The sequence below is a fragment of the Amycolatopsis sp. DG1A-15b genome (assembly GCF_030285645.1).
Taxonomy (GTDB): Bacteria; Actinomycetota; Actinomycetes; order Mycobacteriales; family Pseudonocardiaceae; genus Amycolatopsis.
The window spans coordinates 5,488,145-5,504,612 of sequence record NZ_CP127296.1; the positions used below are offsets into that span (position 1 = coordinate 5,488,145).

At 70.6% G+C, this 16,468-nt stretch carries 16 protein-coding genes and 1 pseudogene; 8 read left to right on the forward strand and 9 right to left on the reverse strand.

Annotated elements, in window-relative coordinates; translation table 11 throughout:
- Nucleotide 1: 1 nt before the first annotated feature.
- The 4 genes from QRY02_RS25090 to QRY02_RS25105 all read right to left on the reverse strand — a co-directional run bounded on the left by QRY02_RS25090 (nt 2) and on the right by QRY02_RS25105 (nt 4,900).
- Nucleotides 2-1,975 carry a CRTAC1 family protein gene (locus QRY02_RS25090; protein WP_285985303.1) on the reverse strand — a complete coding sequence of 658 codons (1,974 nt, stop codon included), beginning with the start codon at nt 1,973-1,975 and terminating at the stop codon, nt 2-4.
- On the reverse strand, nt 1,972-2,955 hold the full coding sequence (locus QRY02_RS25095) for a DUF1702 family protein (RefSeq protein WP_285985304.1): 984 nt from the start codon (nt 2,953-2,955) through the stop codon (nt 1,972-1,974). Before QRY02_RS25095 ends, QRY02_RS25090 begins: the two co-directional genes overlap by 4 nt.
- A gap of 100 nt (nt 2,956-3,055) precedes the next feature.
- A complete protein-coding gene (locus QRY02_RS25100) occupies nt 3,056-4,051 on the reverse strand; it encodes a DUF1702 family protein (protein WP_285985305.1) in 996 nt (331 codons plus the stop codon).
- A gap of 27 nt (nt 4,052-4,078) precedes the next feature.
- Nucleotides 4,079-4,900, reverse strand: coding sequence for a helix-turn-helix transcriptional regulator (locus tag QRY02_RS25105; protein WP_285993911.1), 822 nt, complete (start codon nt 4,898-4,900; stop codon nt 4,079-4,081).
- Between the two features lie 576 nt (nt 4,901-5,476).
- On the opposite strand from QRY02_RS25105, the gene QRY02_RS25110 reads away from it, so the two are divergent.
- Both QRY02_RS25110 and QRY02_RS25115 read left to right on the forward strand, forming a co-directional pair.
- Nucleotides 5,477-6,292, forward strand: a complete 816-nt coding sequence (locus QRY02_RS25110; protein ID WP_285985306.1) for an AfsR/SARP family transcriptional regulator — start codon at nt 5,477-5,479, stop codon at nt 6,290-6,292.
- A 37-nt stretch (nt 6,293-6,329) separates the two neighbouring features.
- Nucleotides 6,330-7,028 (forward strand): winged helix-turn-helix transcriptional regulator, encoded by a 699-nt coding sequence (locus QRY02_RS25115; RefSeq protein WP_285985307.1) that lies wholly within the window; start codon nt 6,330-6,332, stop codon nt 7,026-7,028.
- A gap of 19 nt (nt 7,029-7,047) precedes the next feature.
- Here QRY02_RS25115 and QRY02_RS25120 read toward each other — a convergent pair whose 3' ends face one another.
- Both QRY02_RS25120 and QRY02_RS25125 read right to left on the reverse strand, forming a co-directional pair.
- On the reverse strand, nt 7,048-8,292 hold the full coding sequence (locus QRY02_RS25120) for an RNA polymerase sigma factor (protein ID WP_285985308.1): 1,245 nt from the start codon (nt 8,290-8,292) through the stop codon (nt 7,048-7,050).
- The gene (locus QRY02_RS25125) at nt 8,289-8,672 is read right to left on the reverse strand and encodes a YciI family protein (RefSeq protein ID WP_013228644.1); all 384 of its coding nucleotides are present in this window, start codon (nt 8,670-8,672) and stop codon (nt 8,289-8,291) included. Before QRY02_RS25125 ends, QRY02_RS25120 begins: the two co-directional genes overlap by 4 nt.
- 143 nt (nt 8,673-8,815) lie before the next feature.
- On the opposite strand from QRY02_RS25125, the gene QRY02_RS25130 reads away from it, so the two are divergent.
- Nucleotides 8,816-9,475, forward strand: a complete 660-nt coding sequence (locus tag QRY02_RS25130; protein ID WP_285985309.1) for a maleylpyruvate isomerase family mycothiol-dependent enzyme — start codon at nt 8,816-8,818, stop codon at nt 9,473-9,475.
- Nucleotides 9,476-9,478: 3 nt separating this feature from the next.
- Here QRY02_RS25130 and QRY02_RS25135 read toward each other — a convergent pair whose 3' ends face one another.
- Nucleotides 9,479-10,099, reverse strand: a complete 621-nt coding sequence (locus QRY02_RS25135) for an L-threonylcarbamoyladenylate synthase (RefSeq protein WP_285985310.1) — start codon at nt 10,097-10,099, stop codon at nt 9,479-9,481.
- A gap of 146 nt (nt 10,100-10,245) precedes the next feature.
- On the opposite strand from QRY02_RS25135, the pseudogene QRY02_RS25140 reads away from it, so the two are divergent.
- The 3 genes and pseudogenes from QRY02_RS25140 to QRY02_RS25150 all read left to right on the forward strand — a co-directional run.
- A pseudogene (locus QRY02_RS25140) lies at nt 10,246-10,446 on the forward strand (DUF899 family protein); the annotation flags it as partial.
- 88 nt (nt 10,447-10,534) lie between these two features.
- On the forward strand, nt 10,535-10,756 hold the full coding sequence (locus QRY02_RS25145) for a hypothetical protein (RefSeq protein WP_285985311.1): 222 nt from the start codon (nt 10,535-10,537) through the stop codon (nt 10,754-10,756).
- A gap of 173 nt (nt 10,757-10,929) precedes the next feature.
- On the forward strand, nt 10,930-13,296 hold the full coding sequence (locus QRY02_RS25150; protein WP_285985312.1) for a sensor histidine kinase: 2,367 nt from the start codon (nt 10,930-10,932) through the stop codon (nt 13,294-13,296).
- A gap of 27 nt (nt 13,297-13,323) precedes the next feature.
- Here the strand turns inward: QRY02_RS25150 and QRY02_RS25155 are convergent, their stop codons facing one another.
- Together QRY02_RS25155 and QRY02_RS25160 are read right to left on the reverse strand one after the other, a co-directional pair.
- Complete coding sequence (locus tag QRY02_RS25155) at nt 13,324-13,929, reverse strand: response regulator transcription factor (RefSeq protein ID WP_285985313.1); 606 nt, start codon at nt 13,927-13,929, stop codon at nt 13,324-13,326.
- Between the two features lie 292 nt (nt 13,930-14,221).
- Nucleotides 14,222-14,497 (reverse strand): hypothetical protein, encoded by a 276-nt coding sequence (locus tag QRY02_RS25160; protein WP_285985314.1) that lies wholly within the window; start codon nt 14,495-14,497, stop codon nt 14,222-14,224.
- Between the two features lie 370 nt (nt 14,498-14,867).
- Here QRY02_RS25160 and QRY02_RS25165 point away from each other — a divergent pair, with 370 nt between their 5' ends.
- Nucleotides 14,868-15,617 (forward strand): helix-turn-helix domain-containing protein, encoded by a 750-nt coding sequence (locus tag QRY02_RS25165; protein ID WP_285985315.1) that lies wholly within the window; start codon nt 14,868-14,870, stop codon nt 15,615-15,617.
- Between the two features lie 215 nt (nt 15,618-15,832).
- Entirely contained in the window at nt 15,833-16,438 is a 606-nt protein-coding gene (locus tag QRY02_RS25170) for a response regulator transcription factor (protein ID WP_285985316.1), read from the forward strand.
- Nucleotides 16,439-16,468: the final 30 nt, after the last annotated feature.

Sequence of the window (16,468 nt, forward strand, 5' to 3'; positions counted from 1 at the left end):
GTCACATCGCTTCCTTCGCCGTGGAGCCGAGCTGGTACATGTGGCAGCCGGGTTGCAGCTTCAGGTCCTGCGTCCGCAGCTGCCCGGTCCGGTCCCGCCACTGCAGGTGCACGTCGAGCGGGCCGGTGACGTCGTGCCCGAGGCCGATCTGGACGTCGAAGCTGCGCCGGCCGGCCTCCCCGCTGCTGCCGTCGACCCGGCCGAGGTACTTCTTGCCGTCCGAGGTGGTCACCGTGACCTGGGCGCCGATCGCCGGCACGCCGGCCGCGGGCAGCGGGCCGGGCGCCACCGGGGCGTCGGTGGTCAGCTTCAGCTGCAGGTACTTGCCGGGGTTCGGGCTGTCGTTGTGGTAGAAGATCGGCTGCTCCCACTGCCGCGCCACGGCGAACTCGGGCAGGCCGTCGGAGTCGGTGTCGCCGACGGCGATACCGCGGGTGGGCACCGGCACCGCCAGGCCGAGCTTCGACGCGAGGTCGGCGTACCGGCCGTCCGGGCCCTTCACGTAGAAGTGCAGTGTCTGGTCACCGCCGATGTCGTCACCGGCGCGGGCGTTCGGCCACCACATCGGGTTCGACAGCATGCCGTCGTGGGCGGTGGCGATTTCCTGCAGGTTCGGCCAGCGGTTGACCTGGCCCTTGACGAACCCGGTCGCCTGCGCGATCTGGTTGTCACCGCTGTTGTTGAAGTCCTGGATCTTGACGTCCCAGCCCCAGCCGGACCACGCCGTGCGCATCTCGGCGCTGTCGTCGTGGAACGGCGCGACGCCGTCCTTGAACTGCCTGGTCAGGTCCGCGTTGTCCTTGGCCTCGTTCATGAACTGGAAGTTCGACTCTTCGATGCCCCACGACGTCGCGATGTTGCTGACGAACAGGTCGTAGAGACCGTCGTGGTTCAGGTCGGCGAAGTCGACGCCCATCCCCTTGAAGGAGTCGTGGCCCAGCACCTTCGACTTCGGGTCGGCGATCCCGCGGACCCCGGTGACCTCGGCGAGCTCGATGTGGCCCGGGGTCGACTTGTTGTACAGGAAGTGGTCGTGCCCGAAGTCGTTGGCGATGTAGAGCTCGGGCAGGTTGTCGCCGTCGACGTCGGTGGCGCTGGAAGCCAGCGTCCAGCCGAGGCGCGCGTCTTCCGGGATGCCCTGGGAAGCGTCGGCGAACCGGGTGCTCGGGTGCGCGCCGGAGGTGGCGCCGGTCCAGCGGAAGATGTACTTGGCGCCCGAGTTCACCGCGTGCGACATCGACTGGTTCAGCGTGATGCCGCCGTCGGCGTTCGGGTCCAGCACCCGGCTGTCCGGGAAGTAGTTCCCGACGAAGACGTCGACGTGGCCGTCGCCGTCGAAGTCGCCGATGGTGACGGAGTCGGTGTTCCACAGCGGGCCGGTGTACTTGCCGTCCGGGCCGCGGTTGTCGCCCGGCACCAGCTCGGTCGGCTGGAACGCCGAGGCGTCGAACTTGGTGGCGGTGGCCTTCTGCAGGAACAGCACCGGGGTGCGGCCCCAGTAGTAGGCCAGGATGTCGGTGCGGCCGTCCTCGTTGTAGTCACCGGGGACGCAGCCCATCGGCGCCATGTAGTCCCACGTCGGCAGCGCCGGCGCCGGGTCGAGCGCGAAGGGGGCGTAGCGCGGGCCGGAGTCCGGCGTCGGCGTGATGACGACCTGGTCGCTGCGCGGGTCGACCAGGCACAGGTCGTTGGGCTTGCCGCTGCCGCTGATGTCGTTGATGGCGATCGCGGCGCCGACCGAGGAGATCCAGGCGGCGATCTTCTCGTACTCCTTGTTCACCGTCCGGATCGACTGCGACTTCGCCGCCGCGGGCAGCGCGATCGTCATCGGGGTGAAGTGGAACTTCTCCGCCATCTGGTCCTGTTCGGCGGCCGAGACACTGGGCAACCGCGCGACCAGGAACAGGCCGAGGATCAGCGCCAGCGCCACGATGCCCGCCAGCTGCCTGCGCAGCCAGCCGAAGGTCGCGGTCATTTGTTCTTCCCTCCGTGGGTCAGCACTTCTTCGGCGATCCGCTGCCGCCAGGTTTCGAAGGCCGGGACGTCGTCGCCGTCGACGACCACGGCCGGCCGGACCTCTTGGGTGATGGCCGCGGCGCGTTCGGCGGACACGCCGCAGATCGCCCGGGCCGCCATCTCGGTTTCCGGGATCATCAGGCCCGAGCGCACCCGGCACTCGGCGGCGAAGGCGCTCCCCTGTGCCAGCTGCCCGTGGTGGATCCCGGCCCGGTCGACCAGTTCCGCCAGCTCGTCGGCGGTGACGCCGCAGGCGTAGGTCGAGGCCAGCCCCACCCCGGCGTACAGGTCGCCGTGGCGCGATTCGGGGAACTCCTCGATCGTCTTGGCCACCAGCGCGACGTCGGTACCGCAGATGAACCACAGCGCCCGGCCGATGCCCTGGTCGATGGCCCGCAGCGCGTAGCCGTCGTAGCGCCGGTCGGGCCAGGAGAAGCCGCGCTCCTGGTACTGGTTCCGGATGTAGGAGTCGGTCTTGAAGTACGCCTGGTGGAAGCCGTACCCGTCGAGCACCAGCCAGCGCAGCAGCGGGTCGAAGGCCGACGCCTTCGGCCACGCGAACCGCGGGAGCCGGCACATGGCCCAGCCGACCCCGACGTAGATGATGTAGTCGTGCTTCTCGCCGGGGCCGGCCAGGAACTCGGCGATGTTCGTGCTCTTGCCGAACGGCAGCCCGTCGAGGACGCCGTACCCCATTCCGGCCCCTTCGTAGGCGAAGCCGCGGAACTGCGCCGGAATGCGCTCGAGCCATTCTTCGGCCTGCTCGACCGACTTCGCTTCGACGGCATGCGCGTAGCCGAGGAGGAACTTCTCCCCGACCGTTTCGAGCCGTTCCTGAGCGGCTGGGCTCTTCCGGTGGAAGCCCCGCTTCTCCAGCAAGGTTTCCGAGACGTTCGGTGTGAGGATGCGACGTCTCAGCGTGCGCCAACCATTGCCCAACGCACTCTCCCCCTTAGGGTCGGATAGGACGGTTCATTTCTTCGTTCTACGGTCACAGATCCGCTGGTCAGCGCTCTACTCCGGACGTGCGCCGGGATGATCAGCCGGCCAGCCGGCCCAGCGCGTCGCGAAATTCCCGCCGGATCCGTTCGCGCCACAGCTCGTAGGGCGGCTCGGGACCGTCGTCGCCGTCGGCGGCCTCGGTGCGGTCCGCGATGGTCTGCGCGCCCTGCACCGACAGGTTGACGAGCACGCCGGCGGCCAGGTGCGTGTGCGCCGGCACGTGACCCGAATAAGTCCGCGCCTTGACGGCGAACACGACCCCGAGCGCCAGTTCGGCGAAGTACTCGCCCGCCGCCCGGCGCAGCTGCCCGTACCCGGCTTGGTCGGTGCCGCCGGCGAAGGTCGCCGCCAGCCCGACGCCGCTCCAGAGGTCCGCCCGCCGCGGCTCGGCGAACCGGCCGACGGCCTCGGCCACGGCCGACGGCACGCCGCCGTTGATGAACCACAGCGCCCGCCCGACGCCCTGGTCGAACGCCCGCGCGAAGTACTCCGGCCGCCCCGCCCACGGGTAGGGTTCCGGCGCGGCCTGCTCGTCCACCCAGCGCTGGGTGTCGAAGTAGGCGCGGTCGAAGCCGTAGCCGTCGACGGCCAGCCAGCTCATCACCGGGTGGTAGGCCACCCCGGTCAGCTCGGGCAGGATGTTCTTCCACAGTGGACGCGGCAGCCGCGCCATCGCGAAGCCGATCCCGATGTAGGTCAGGAAGATGTGCGGACGGCCCGGCCCTTCCAGCAGTTCGCGGGTGCGGTCGCGGCCGCCGCCGGGCATGGCGTCGAGGATGGTGTAGCCCATCGTGGCGCCTTCGTAGGCGAAGCCGCGTTGCTCGGGCTCGATGAGCGCGAGCCGCCGCTCGATTTCCCACTGGGAAGCGCCTTCGATCGCCCATTCGAACCCGCACACCACCGCCTGCGGCACCGCCTCCAGCCGGGCCGTGGCGTCGGTGTGGGTGACGGGGAACTTCCGGCCGGCGAACCCGACCGACGCGAACGACGGCGCGAGCAACTGCTTCCGCAGGACGCCGATGAAAGAGGACATGAGGGGAATCCTTCGGTAGGAGGGTTCTCAGGCCACGGCGCGCAGGGCGGGGCGCTGCGTCGCCAGCATCCGCTGGCTGAACGGGGACTGGCGCGAAGCCAGGGTGATCGCGATCGGCGCGTCGGTCGGGGCCGGCGGACGCAGCTCGACCCGGCCGGTGGACAGTCCATGGGCGCCGACCTGGGCGGTCGAGTACCCGATGGAGAACCACGAACCGGTGGTGCCGGCCATCCGGTGCCGGGCGACGGCGATCGCGGTCCAGTTGCCGGCCGGGACCCCGGTCAGGCGGAGCTCGCCGGAGGTCATCGCGGCCGCACCGCTGAACGCGACCGGACCGCACTGCGGCACGGGATCGGCGAAGAGGCCGACGAGCACGTCGGCGGCGGGCAGGCCGGCCGGCAGGTCGAGCTGCATCGAAAGCGTTCCGGTACCGGCGCGCAGGGAAGCGCAGCTGCGGCCGGCGGCCCGCAGCGCGGTCAGCGGCGGAACCCGTTGGTAGTGCGGGGAGATCGCCACGAGCAGCTCGGCCACCTGTGGTTCGCGGTACTGCGTCGGCGTCATCCCGACCGCGCGGGAGAACCGGCTGGTGAAGGTGCCGATGCTGCTGTAGCCGACGCTGCAGACGATGTCGGACACGTTGAGCGAGGTCGTCAGGAGCAACCGCTTCGCTTCGAAGAGCCGGACCGCGGTCAGGAACCGCCCCGGGGTGACCCCGGTGGTTTCGGCGAACATCCGGGAGAAGTGGAATCTGCTGATGAACACCTCGGACGCCAGCTCGGCGAGCGTGAGCGGCTCGAAGTACCGATCCTGGATGAGCTTGATCGCCGTGAGCACGGCCGGGCGGATCACCGGTTCGGTACGGTCCCAGGCCGGTGGACGCCGCCCCGGCTCGTCGAACCCGCTGTCGTGGCCGACAGCCGCAATCGAACGCAACATCAATCAGTCCAATCTCGAATTCCCCGTCGTTTGGTTCTCCTCGCGCCAGCGAAGACGAATCGGGTTGCGGGACGATCGACGAGCCCTGGAGGGATTTCGCCGGAATTCCCGGGCCACGGACGCCGGACCCGTCTGATCCGGGCGGAACACCCGGACCCGGGATGCGGAACGCACATCGCCGGCCGTGCGCACCGCATCACACGAAGGGGTCCGTTGGTCCTTCCGTGTTCAGCTCTGGGCCTTTGCGGGGAACCGTCCCGGCGGCGCGGCGCTGGTCCGCCGTGGGCACCGGGGTGCGCTTCGCACCCGGAGGACGTGCGGAACACCTGGTTCCCCAAGGAAAAGCTCCCGCCAGTCCGGTGGGCGGGTCACTGGCTGTGCCCGGCCGCGTCTGTCACATTCGGATAGGAGCCCGGAGTTCGGCCTTCCACCGACCCGCGAGGCGTGAACTGGGGATCGCGAGGAACCTTGAGATGCAGGAGGCCTGCCATGTACTCCGACGAACGACGAGGGGACGGATCGCGCGGCACCGGCGAAGACGACGTGCGGTTCAACGTTCTCGGCCCGCTGGAGGTCCTGCGCGACGGCGTCGATCACGCACCCAAGACGCCGAAGGTCCTACAGCTGCTCGCGGTGCTGGTGACGCGGCCCGGCCGGATGGTGCACATCGACACGCTGATCCAGGAGCTGTGGTCGGACAACCCGCCGCGCACCGTCCGCACGACGCTGCACACCTACGTCTACCACCTCCGGCGGTGCATCACCGATCAGCATCTCGCCGAAGACGCGGACAAGATGCTGACCACGCGCCAGTCCGGGTACGCCCTGCACATCGAGCCCGCCCAGGTGGACGTGCACGACTTCGCGGGGTTCCAGCACCTCGGCAACAGCCGGCGCGCGGCCGGTGACCACGCCGGCGCGGCCGGCAGCTACCGCAGCGCCCTCGACCTGTGGTCCGGCTCGCCGCTGGCCAACCTGCACTGCGGCCCGGTCCTTTCGGCCTACTGCACCGAGCTGGTCGAGCAGCGGCGGAACATTCTGCACCTGCGCATCGAAGCCGAGATCGCCGGTGGCCACCACCGCGAACTGATCGGCGAACTGCGCGGCCTCGCGACGCACAGCCCGCTCGACGAAGCCCTGCACGGCCAGCTGATGCGCGCGCTCGGCCGCAGCGGCCGGCGCTCCGACGCGATGACGGTGTACCGCGGCCTGCGCTCCCGGCTCGCCGGTGAGCTCGGCGTCGAACCCTGCGACGAGCTGCAGCTGCTGCACCGCGACCTGATTTCCGAAGGCGACCACCGCTGATCCGACTGTTCCACCGCACGAAGGAAGAGGACCGCTCATGCCCACGACCCACACCCGCGCCTACGGCCAGTTCTGCGGGCTCGCCCGCGCGCTCGAGATCGTCGGGGAGCGCTGGTCGCTGCTCGTCGTGCGTGACCTCGTGCTCGGGCCCAAGCGCTACGACGAACTGCAGGCCGGGCTGCCGAAGATCCCGTCGAGCATCCTTTCCGCGCGGCTCAACGAGCTCGAGGCGGCCGGCGTGGTCCGCCGCCGCGTGCGCGGGGAACTGAACGCCGGCGTCGTCTACGAGCTGACCCAGTACGGCAGCGAACTCGACCAGGTCCTGCTCGACCTCGGCCTGTGGGGCGCGCGGTCCCTGCACCAACCGAAGCCCGGCGACATCCTGACCCTGGACTCGGCGATTCTCTCGCTGTACACCACTTTCCGGCCCGAGGTGGCCGAAGGCGTCCAGGTGACCTACGAGATCCGCTACGGCGACCAGATGATCGTCCACGCGCTGGTCGAGGACGGCGTGGCCAAGGTCGGCGAAGGCCGCCTGTCGGGTGCGGACCTGATCATCAAGGCCGACCACGCCGCCGCGCTGCTGGACCTGATGAGCGGCACGGTCACGGCCGCCGACGCCGTGCGCGGCGGCCGGCTGGCGATCGAGGGCGAGGTCGCCGACCTCCAGCTGTTCGCGCAGCTGTTCCACGTTCCCGCGGCGCCGGAGCCGCCGGCGGGCATCGTGGTGCGCTGATCGCGCCGGCCCCGCCGGATCAGGGCCGGGCGCCGTCCTCCTCGGGGACGAGCCGCCCGGCCCGGTCCATGAGGTAGCGGCGTTCGGGCAGGCTCGGCGTCCGCTCCGCCGCGCGGAGGTAGTGGTCCCGGGCCGCGGCCCGGTCACCGCGCAGCTCCAGCAGGTGCGCCCGGACCGCGTCCGCCCGGCGGCCGAGGTCGAGGCCGGCGTCGACCGTGTCCAGCAGGGCCAGCCCCTGGTCGGGGCCGGCGACCTGGGCGACGGCGACCGCCTGGTTCAGCGTGACCACCGGCCCCGGCATGAACGTCCGGAGCAGCTCGTACAGCTCGACGATCTGCGGCCAGTCGGTGGCCTCGGCGCTCGGCGCGCGGTCGTGCAGCGCGGCGATCGCGGCCTGCACCTGGTACGGCCCGAGCGCGGTGCGGCCGAGCACCGCGTCGATCAGCGCCTCTCCCTCGTCGATCAGCGCGGCGTCCCAGCGGCCGCGGTCCTGCTCCGGCAGGGGGACGAGTTCGCCGCGGTCGCCGATCCGCGCGTCACGGCGGGCCTCGGTCAGCAGCATCAGGGCGAGCAACCCGGCGACCTCGCCGTCCCCGGGCAGGAGCGCGTGCACGGCGCGCGCCAGCCGGATGGCTTCCGCGGTCAGCTCCAGGCGCTGGAGGTGCTGGCCGGAAGTGGCGGTGTACCCCTCGTTGAAGATCAGGTAGAGCACCTGCAGCACCACGCGCAGCCGCTCCGGGAAGTCCGCCGCCGAGGGCTCGCTGAAGGTCGAGCCGGCGGCGGCGATGCTCTCCTTCGCGCGGGTGATGCGCCGCGTCATGGTCGCCTCGGGCACCAGGAAGGCGCTCGCGATCTGCGCCGTGGTCAGGCCGCCGACCGCGCGCAGCGTCAGCGCGACCTGCGAAGGCGGCGAGACGGCGGGGTGGCAGCACAGGAACAGCAGCGACAGCGTGTCGTCGGAGTCCGGGGCCTGGTCCTGGCCTGGCCCGGGGACGACCGGCGGCGGCTCCCGCAGGGCGACCGACTCCTCCCGCCGCCGTCGCGCGCTTTCGCTGCGCCAGTGGTCGGTGAGCCGCCGGGTGGCGACCGTGATCAGCCAGCCGCGCGGGTTGTCCGGGACGCCCTCGGCGGGCCACTGCTCGCTCGCCGCGAGCAGGGCGTCGGCGACCGCGTCCTCGCACGCGTCGAACTGGCCGTACCGGCGCACCAGCGCGCCCAGCACCTGCGGCACGAGCGGGCGCAGGACCTCGGCGACTCCGGTCACGCCATGGGGACTTCGGTTTCGGCGTCGGCGAAGAAGACGACCTCGCGCACCTCGATGCCGAGACCTTCGACGGCGGCGTCCGGGATCATCGCGGCGAGCTCGACCGCGCGCTCCTTGCTCGCGCACTCGACGAGGTAGTAGCCGGCGAGGAACTCCTTCGACTCCAGGAACGGCCCGTCGGTGACCGCCGGCAGGCCGCCGCGCACCCGCACGACGCTGCTGTCGGCGACCGCGCCCAGCGCCTGCGTGCTGATCATCTCGCCGGACTCCCGGATCGTCCGGATGAACTCCTGGTGCCCGGTCATGATCGCGTCCATGTCCTGCTCCGACAGCTTCGCCATCACGTCGGGGTTCAGGTACATCGCCAGCAGGTACTTCACGTCCGGTCTCCCTTCGGCCGCCCTCGCCGAGCGCGCGGCACCAACATAACGTCGGCCGCAACCGCGGAGTGGAGCGGGCACGGGCGCGCCTGCCAGCCTGGACCCGGGCAGTCCCGGCTACCCGGACCAGGAGGTCGACACCGATGGCCGACGTGTTCACGGACTTGCAGGCCCAGACCGAGGCGCTGGCCGAGCTGGCCGAGCGGCACGGCCGCGGCTCCGACCTCACCGGGCACTTCGCCCGGCTGACGTCGACCGCGCGGCTGGTCCGGCTCAGCGTCGAGAACCCGGACGTGTTCGGCGTGACCCCGCAGATCTCCTACGACTCGCTCGACGAGGCGATCCTGATGTGGCTGATCGAGCAGCGGAAGGCCAACGCCCTGCTCGCCGCGGCCCCGCCGGAGCCGCAGCTGCCGTGGAGCGACGGCCCGCTTCGCCCGTCCGTGCTCGCCGCCGCGGTGCTGACCGAGATCTTCGCCGCCGGGCAGGACATCGCCGACACGTTCGGCGTCCGCCCCCGGCGCGACGACACGATCGGGCACGTCGCCTACTACGGCGTCCGCACCCGGGACCGCGCCTACCTGCGGCAGCAGGAGCAGCCGCCGGCCGCGCCGTTCCGGTTCGAGCTGGTCGCCCCCTCGGGGACGCGGTGGGACTTCGGGCCGGAGGACGCCACCGATCGCATCACCGGGCCGGCCGAGGACTTCTGCCTCCTGGTGACCGGCCGCCGCTTCGCCGAAGACCTCGCACTGGACTTCGCCGGCCGGCGCACCGCCCGGTGGCTGGAGCTGCTGGAGCGCTGAGCGTCACTCGAACGGCGCAGGGTCGCCCGCGCCGACGCGCAGCACCTCGGCCTCGCCGGAAGAGAAGTCGATGACGGTCGTCGGCTCGACTCCGCAGTCGCCGGAGTCGAGCACCGCTTCCAGCTGGTGGTCCAGTTCTTCCTTGATCTCCCAGCCCTGGGTCATCGGCTCGCCCGACCCGGGCAGCAGCAGCGTGCTCGACAGCAGCGGCTCGCCCAGCTCGGCCAGCAGCGCCTGGGTGACGCGGTGGTCCGGAATGCGCACGCCGACCGTCTTCTTCTTCTCGTGCATCAACCGCCGCGGCACTTCCTTGGTCGCCGGCAGGATGAAGGTGTAGCTGCCCGGGGTCGCCGCCTTGATCGCGCGGAACACCGCGTTGTCGATGTGGACGAACTGCCCCAGCTGGGCGAAGTCCTGGCACACCAGGGTGAAGTGGTGCCGGTGGTCGAGCTTGCGGATCGCACGGATCCGGTCCAGCCCGTCCCGGTTGCCCGGACGGCACCCGAGCGCGAAGCACGAGTCGGTCGGGTAGGCGATCAGCCCGTCGTTCCGGAGGATTTCGACGACCTGGCCGAGCGCCCGCTTCTGAGGATTGTCCGGATGCAGGTCGAAATAGCGTGCCATGACCGCAGAGCCTAGGGTCCGCGCCGCCGGGCGGCACGCCGGTGGGCGGGCCGCGTCTCCTGCCGTGCGGTTCCGGGCCCGGAACCTGGGCCTCGTCCGGCATCCGGCCCACAATCCGCGGAGGGACCAAGCCAGGAGGACGAGTCATGACGGAACTGACCGTGCCACAGCTGCACCGCGCCCGCGTCGTCGCCGGGGCGGCGTACCTGTTCGACGGCCCGGGCGGGCGCGTTTCGCTCGCCGAGCTCTTCGACGGCAGGCCACGGCTTGCGGTGCACCACACCATGCCCGACCACAGCGGACTCGCCGACATCGTGACGACCGCGGACGTCGCCGCCGCGTTGGGCGCACCGGACCTGCGCCTGGTGCTGGTCTCCCGCGTGCCCTACGTCAAGCTCGAAGCGGTACCGCAAGCATCTCGGGCCGGACCTGCCCGTGTACTCGGCCGCGAGCAGCGCGTTCGCCGCGGACTTCCCGGCGTCCCGGCGGCTTCCCGGCACGGTGGGCGGCGATTCGTGGGAAGTCGACGAGGCCGGGCTCAGTTTCTTCCACCGTGACCACGGTTCCGTCGTGCACACCGGGTCGGTCGCGTTGACCCGGCTGGACTTCCTGAGCCTGCTCGGGGTGCCGGACCGCAACGGCGCGGACCGCTGCTGATTCCGCCGTCCTTGCCGTTCCTGCCGCCGGTTCCGCCCGGCCACGCCCCAGGTCGCACGCACTTTCGGCCCACGGCAACGTGCCTCGCGTGAGTTAGGATCGTCACGCACACACGCTGGCCGGGCCACCTGGGGCGTCCGGTGACCGTCGAGACACCAGGGGGGTCGGCACTGATGTCTCCGGTTGCCGCGCTCGAGCCTGCCACCACGCTGTCCGCGACCGCGGAACCCCGAGGGACCACCGGGATCGACCGGCGCCCGCGGCTGGCCTCCCGGCTGGCCGCCGCCGTCACCACCGTGGTCGTCGTGGGGTTCTCCGTGACCGGCGGGTACAGCGCGATCCTGGCGGCGCCGGTCGGCCTCGTCACCGGCGCCTACGGGATCGCCGCCGTCCTCGCCATCCTGTCGATCCAGCTGTTCCACTTCAGCCGGCCCACCGCCGACCTGCGCTCGACGACGAGCCGGGTGCTGCTGGGCGTGCAGGCGCTGCTGGCCTACCTCCCCATCCTGACCTTCGGCTCGTCGTGGCTGTCCATGCCCGCCTTCGTCGCCGCAGGCGGCCTGCTGACGCTGCGTCCCCGGCTGGCCTGGCCACTGTTCGGGCTCGTCACCGTCAGCGTCGCCTGGCTCTTCACCCGGTACGAAACCTCCTTCCTGGGCGGCGTTTACTCGACCCTCGGGACGGTGTTCTACGGTCTGGTCTTCTTCGTGCTCGCCCGCCTGGTCCGGATGGTCAACGAGCTGCACCGGGCACGGACCGAGCTGGCCAGGCACGCGGTCGCCGAGCAACGGCTCGCCTTCGCCCGCGACCTGCACGACCTGCTTGGCATCAGCCTGTCCGCGATCGCCCTCAAGGGTGAACTCGCGTCCCGTCTCATGCAGAAGTCGGTCGACCGCGCCAAGGCCGAGTTGGCCGAGATCACCGCCGCCGCGCAGCGCACGCTCTCCGACGTGCGCGCGGTTTCCCACGGGTACCGCGAGCTTTCCCTGGAACGGGAGTCGCGGACCGCCGAGTCGCTGCTGTCCGCCTCGGACGTCGCCGTCAAGGTCCACCTCGACCAGGCCGACCTCCCAGTCCAGGCCCGAACGCTGCTCGCCAAGGTGCTGCGCGAAGGTGTCACGAACGTCCTCCGGTACAGCGACGTCGAACACTGCGAGATCGACGTCCGCCAGCAGGACGGCACGGTTTCCCTCGACATCGTCAACGACGGCATGACGGCGGACGACCTGCCGCCGGAGTCCGGGAAGCTGCTGACCCGGCTGCCCGACGAGGTCAGGGCGCTCGGCGGCCAGGTGAGCATCGGCACCGCCGCGGACGGCCGGTTCCGGCTGCACGTCGAGCTGCCGGCGATGACGGCACCGGAGACCACGGTCGACGACGTCGGACGGCAGTCGCTGGCGGAGTCGAAGTGGATCGGCAGGCTGCTGCCCGTGGTGTTCGTCGTGATGAGCCTCGGCGTGATCCTCCACTTGCTCCTGATCACCACGGAGGCCTGGGAGATCGCGCTGGTCACCGGGTCGATACTGGGCTTGCTGGTCCTGCAGTTCTCCTACTTCGACCGGCCCACGATGCGGCTGCGCTCGGCGCAGAGCTACGGCATGCTCTTCGTCCAGGCGTGCTTGATCTACCTGCCGCTGCTGCCCCTGCAGCAACACTGGGTCAGCCTGCCGAGCCTGCTGATCGGCAGCGCGCTGCTGGTCATGCCCCCCGCGGCGGGCTGGCCCTTCTTCGTGCTGAACGTCGCCCTCTACGCCTGGGCACAGGGCGTGGGCACCCTCGGCCTGTTCTACGCGATCTTCTTCACCGCCGCGACGGTAATGAGCAGCCTGACCGTGTTCAGCCTGCTCTGGCTGGTCCGGCTGGTCGCGGAGCTGGACAGCACCCGCCGTCGGCTGGCCGAGACGGCGGTCGCCGAAGAGCGCCTGCGCTTCGCCCGTGACCTGCACGACCTGCTCGGGATGAGCCTGTCCGCGATCGCGCTCAAGAGCGAGCTGACCGCCCGGGTCCTACCCCTCAACCAGGCCAGAGCCGCGGAAGAGCTGCGCGAGGTAATGGGCCTGACCCGGCAGGCGCTGTCCGACGTGCGCTCGGTGGCCAGTGGCTACCGCGAGCTGTCGCTGGACAGCGAGTCCCAGACCGCCCGGTCCGTGCTGGCCGCGGCCGACGTCCGCGTGCGCATGGAGATGCTCGACGACGAGCTGCCGGTGCCGGTGCGCACGGTGCTGGCCGTCGTGTTGCGCGAGGGGGTCACGAACGTGCTCCGGCACAGCCGGGTCGAAAGCTGCGAGATCGCGCTGCGCCGCACCGACGAGGGGGTCAGCCTCGACATCGTGAACGACGGCGTCAAGTCGCCGCCGGCCGGGACGCCGGAGGAAGAGCGCGCGGCCCGGCCGGAGCCGCACCGCGCGGTGCCCCGCGACACCTCGCCGGGCAGCGGCATCGGAAACCTTTCGCAGCGGGTCGCCGACCTCGGTGGCGAGCTGACCGCGGGGGTGGAACCGGACGGCCGGTTCCGGCTGCGCGCGGCGGTGCCGGTCTGATTCCGGTGGCCGGCGCCCCTCCGCCCGTCACAACCAGCCGGACTGCTCTGCGATGCGGATGGCGTCCACCCGATTGCGGCCGTTCAGCTTGGCGACCACGGTCGTGAGGTAGTTCCGGACCGTGCCCGCGGACAGGTACAGCCGCGCGGCGACCTCCACCGTCCCGTACCCCTTCGCCGTCATGCGCAGCACGTCCAGCTCACGTCCGGTCAGCGGGCAGTCGACCGAGTCCCAGGCGGCCAGCGCCAGGTCACCGTCGACCATGCGACGGCCTGCGAGCACCCCGCGCACGGCGTTCGCGAGCTTGTCGGGCGGCGCGTCCTTGAGCAGGAAGCCGCCCACCTTGGCGTCCAGGGCGCGCCGCAGCGTCCCCGGCCTGCCCAGACTGGTGAGGATCAGCGTCCGGCAACCCGGCAGCTGGTCGTGCAGCTCACCGGCCACGGTCAGGCCGTCCTTTCCCGGCAGGTCGATGTCGATGACGGCCACCTGTGCCCGCTTGGCCCTGGCCGCCGGCAGGACCTCCGAGCCGGAGGCAACGTCCGCGACCACTTCGATGTCGGGTTCCAGTCCGAGCAACGCCACCAGTGCTCCTCGCACGATGTGCATGTCCTCGGCAACCAGCACTCTGATCACAGGTGCCTCCGCACACTCATGATTCCCCAGAAGCCGATTCTTACATTTTTCCCGTCGGCTCGGTTGCACCATTCGGGCTGCATTTGCTCGGTAGCCGCCGAATGGCGTTCACAAGAAAAGCAAAGGTAAACCTCGACCGGCGACCGGACGGCTACCGCCCGTCACGCCTCGTAGACCGCGGCTCGCGACCGGGGAGCATGATCGTCCGCTCCCCGTCCACAAGCCGTTCGCACGGGCTTCGACGCCAGGCCGTGATCGACTCACGAAGTCGAGTCGTAGCTGGCGAACGGGCTCAAGCTGCGTCCGCCCACTCCTCGGATTCGGCGAGACAGCTGAAGCAGCTGGAGACGGAGCCCCGGACGGCGGCACCGGCCGAGTCACGCCACTGCCCGAACCGCTCGATGACCAGAACCTCGGCGCCGTCGCTCGGGATGCCAAGTTCGGAGAAAAGGCTGCGGACGTCAGAAGAAACCTGTGCAGACATTGATGCTCCCCAGTGGCGAAATGAATCTTTCCCGTGGCACAAATGGTCGCCCAGCAACCCGGAAACAGCCAGTGCCCGCGTCATCAGGGCAATGTGGTTTACACATGGTCCGTGCGGTTTCGAGCCCGAGTCCGAATGGACTAACAAGCCGACGGAAAGCATCGAACCGAGGGGATTTCGTCACGTTCCGCGCGCAAGAGGACACCCTGCGCTATGGCGGTGGCCCGCTGCGCACATTCGTCATGATGGCGATTCCCCGGCTCGAGCGTCGCCAAACGCCCCATGTGCAAAACGCATGTCGATCACCGGAGAAATCCATGCACACCGGTGCACAGAGCACTTAAGAAGTAGACGCCCGCGGACCTACAGTTTTAGTCGAAATCATTTCCTCCGCCCTGGGTGCCTTCGCCGGAAGCCCCGGCAGCGGCACCGTCAACCGAGGGGACGGCCCACCATGGATGAGATCGTCCGGCAAGCCGTGGCACGCGCCATCGTGACCATGCGAGACAACCTGGGCGAACGGCTCACGATCGACGACCTCGCCCGCGCGGCCATGTTCAGCAAGTTCCACTTCACCCGGGTGTTCCTGCGGGTCACCGGGCTCTCGCCGGGCCGGTTCCTGTCGGCCCTGCGGCTGGCGGAGGCGAAACGCCTGCTCACGGCCACCGAGATCTCGGTGGCCGACATCAGCCACCAGGTCGGGTACAACAGCGTCGGCACGTTCAGCGCGCGGTTCAGCGGCAGCGTCGGCGTCCCGCCGTCGGGCTACCGTCGGCTGCGCGGCGCGGCGCCGCGGATCGCCGACCGCCAGGGCCAGCCGGGGCCGGGGGCGACGGTGCGAGGCCAGCTGCGGGTGGCCGTCACCGCCGAGACCGGGCCGGTATTCGTCGGGCTCTTCCCGGCCAAGATCGCTGAGGGTGCCCCGGCCAGGCACGCGATCCTGCCCGGTCCGGGGCCGTATGCGCTGGCCGACGTCCCGCTGGGCTCCTGGTACGTGCTGGCGCACGCCTACGGCACCACGGCGCCGGACGGCTCCCCGCCGCGGCCGTTCGCCGGACTGGCCGGTCCGGTGACCATCCAGCGCGGCGTCGCCGCGAGCCTGGCCGACGTCCGCCTCCGCCCCCGGCACGGCTTCGACCCGCCCGTGCTGCTCGCCCTGCCGGACCTGCGGCAGGCCGCGCTCGCCCGCCCGCTGGCGAGCTGACCGGGCGGGCCATTCCGGCACGCGAATCCGCCGTCCGTTATTCGGCGGGCGGCGGGCGGCGGGCGGGCCGTCATCGGCGGAGTGGGGCGGAGCGGGTTATCCGCGTTATCACCACCCACCGTGACCACGCCTGCTTCGCCGAAAAAACCAGGCCTGCACGGCAATGGCGTACGATTGCGGTTCGGAGTTGCCGGCCTGGGGTGCGAGGTACCGTCGTGATCAAGGTGTTGCTGGCCGAGGACATGCACATGGTCCGCGGCGCTCTGGTCGCCCTTCTCAACCTCGAGTCCGACATCGAAGTGGTGGCCGAAGTGTCCTCGGGCGACCAGATCCTCCCCGCCGCGAAGGCGGCCCGACCCGACGTCGCGGTGATCGACATCGACCTGCCGGGCAAGGACGGCCTCTCCGCGGCGATCGAGATCCACGAAAGCCTGCCCGGCTGCCACACGCTCATCCTGACCAGCCTCGGCAGGCCGGGCACGGTGCGCCGGGCCCTGGACGCCAAGGTGAACGGCTTCCTGCTCAAGGACGCGCCGTCGGACAAGCTCGCGAACGCGGTGCGCTCGGTCGCGATCGGCCGCCGCGTCATCGACAGTGAGCTGGCCCTGGCGGCCTGGGAGACCGACGACTGCCCGCTGACCCCACGCGAGATCGAGATCCTGGCACTGGCGGCGAAGGGCCGCACGGTCTCCGACATCGCCGCCGAGCTGTTTCTCTCGGCCGGCACGGTCCGCAACTACCTGGCCGCGGTGGTGACGAAGCTCAACGCCCGCAACCGGGTGCACGCGATCCGCATTGCCACGGAGGCCGAGTGGCTCTGACCCGTCGACCGGCGGCGGACGGCGGAAGCA

What these genes read in the sequence shown, in the direction of transcription:
- QRY02_RS25090 (WP_285985303.1), bottom strand. Translation starts at nt 1,975, where the DNA reads ATGACCGCGACCTTCGGCTGGCTGCGCAGGCAGCTGGCGGGCATCGTG.
- QRY02_RS25100 (WP_285985305.1), bottom strand. Translation starts at nt 4,051, where the DNA reads ATGTCCTCTTTCATCGGCGTCCTGCGGAAGCAGTTGCTCGCGCCGTCG.
- QRY02_RS25110 (WP_285985306.1), top strand. Translation starts at nt 5,477, where the DNA reads ATGTACTCCGACGAACGACGAGGGGACGGATCGCGCGGCACCGGCGAA.
- QRY02_RS25115 (WP_285985307.1), top strand. Translation starts at nt 6,330, where the DNA reads ATGCCCACGACCCACACCCGCGCCTACGGCCAGTTCTGCGGGCTCGCC.
- QRY02_RS25130 (WP_285985309.1), top strand. Translation starts at nt 8,816, where the DNA reads ATGGCCGACGTGTTCACGGACTTGCAGGCCCAGACCGAGGCGCTGGCC.
- QRY02_RS25135 (WP_285985310.1), bottom strand. Translation starts at nt 10,099, where the DNA reads ATGGCACGCTATTTCGACCTGCATCCGGACAATCCTCAGAAGCGGGCG.
- QRY02_RS25150 (WP_285985312.1), top strand. Translation starts at nt 10,930, where the DNA reads ATGTCTCCGGTTGCCGCGCTCGAGCCTGCCACCACGCTGTCCGCGACC.
- QRY02_RS25160 (WP_285985314.1), bottom strand. Translation starts at nt 14,497, where the DNA reads ATGACGCGGGCACTGGCTGTTTCCGGGTTGCTGGGCGACCATTTGTGC.
- QRY02_RS25165 (WP_285985315.1), top strand. Translation starts at nt 14,868, where the DNA reads ATGGATGAGATCGTCCGGCAAGCCGTGGCACGCGCCATCGTGACCATG.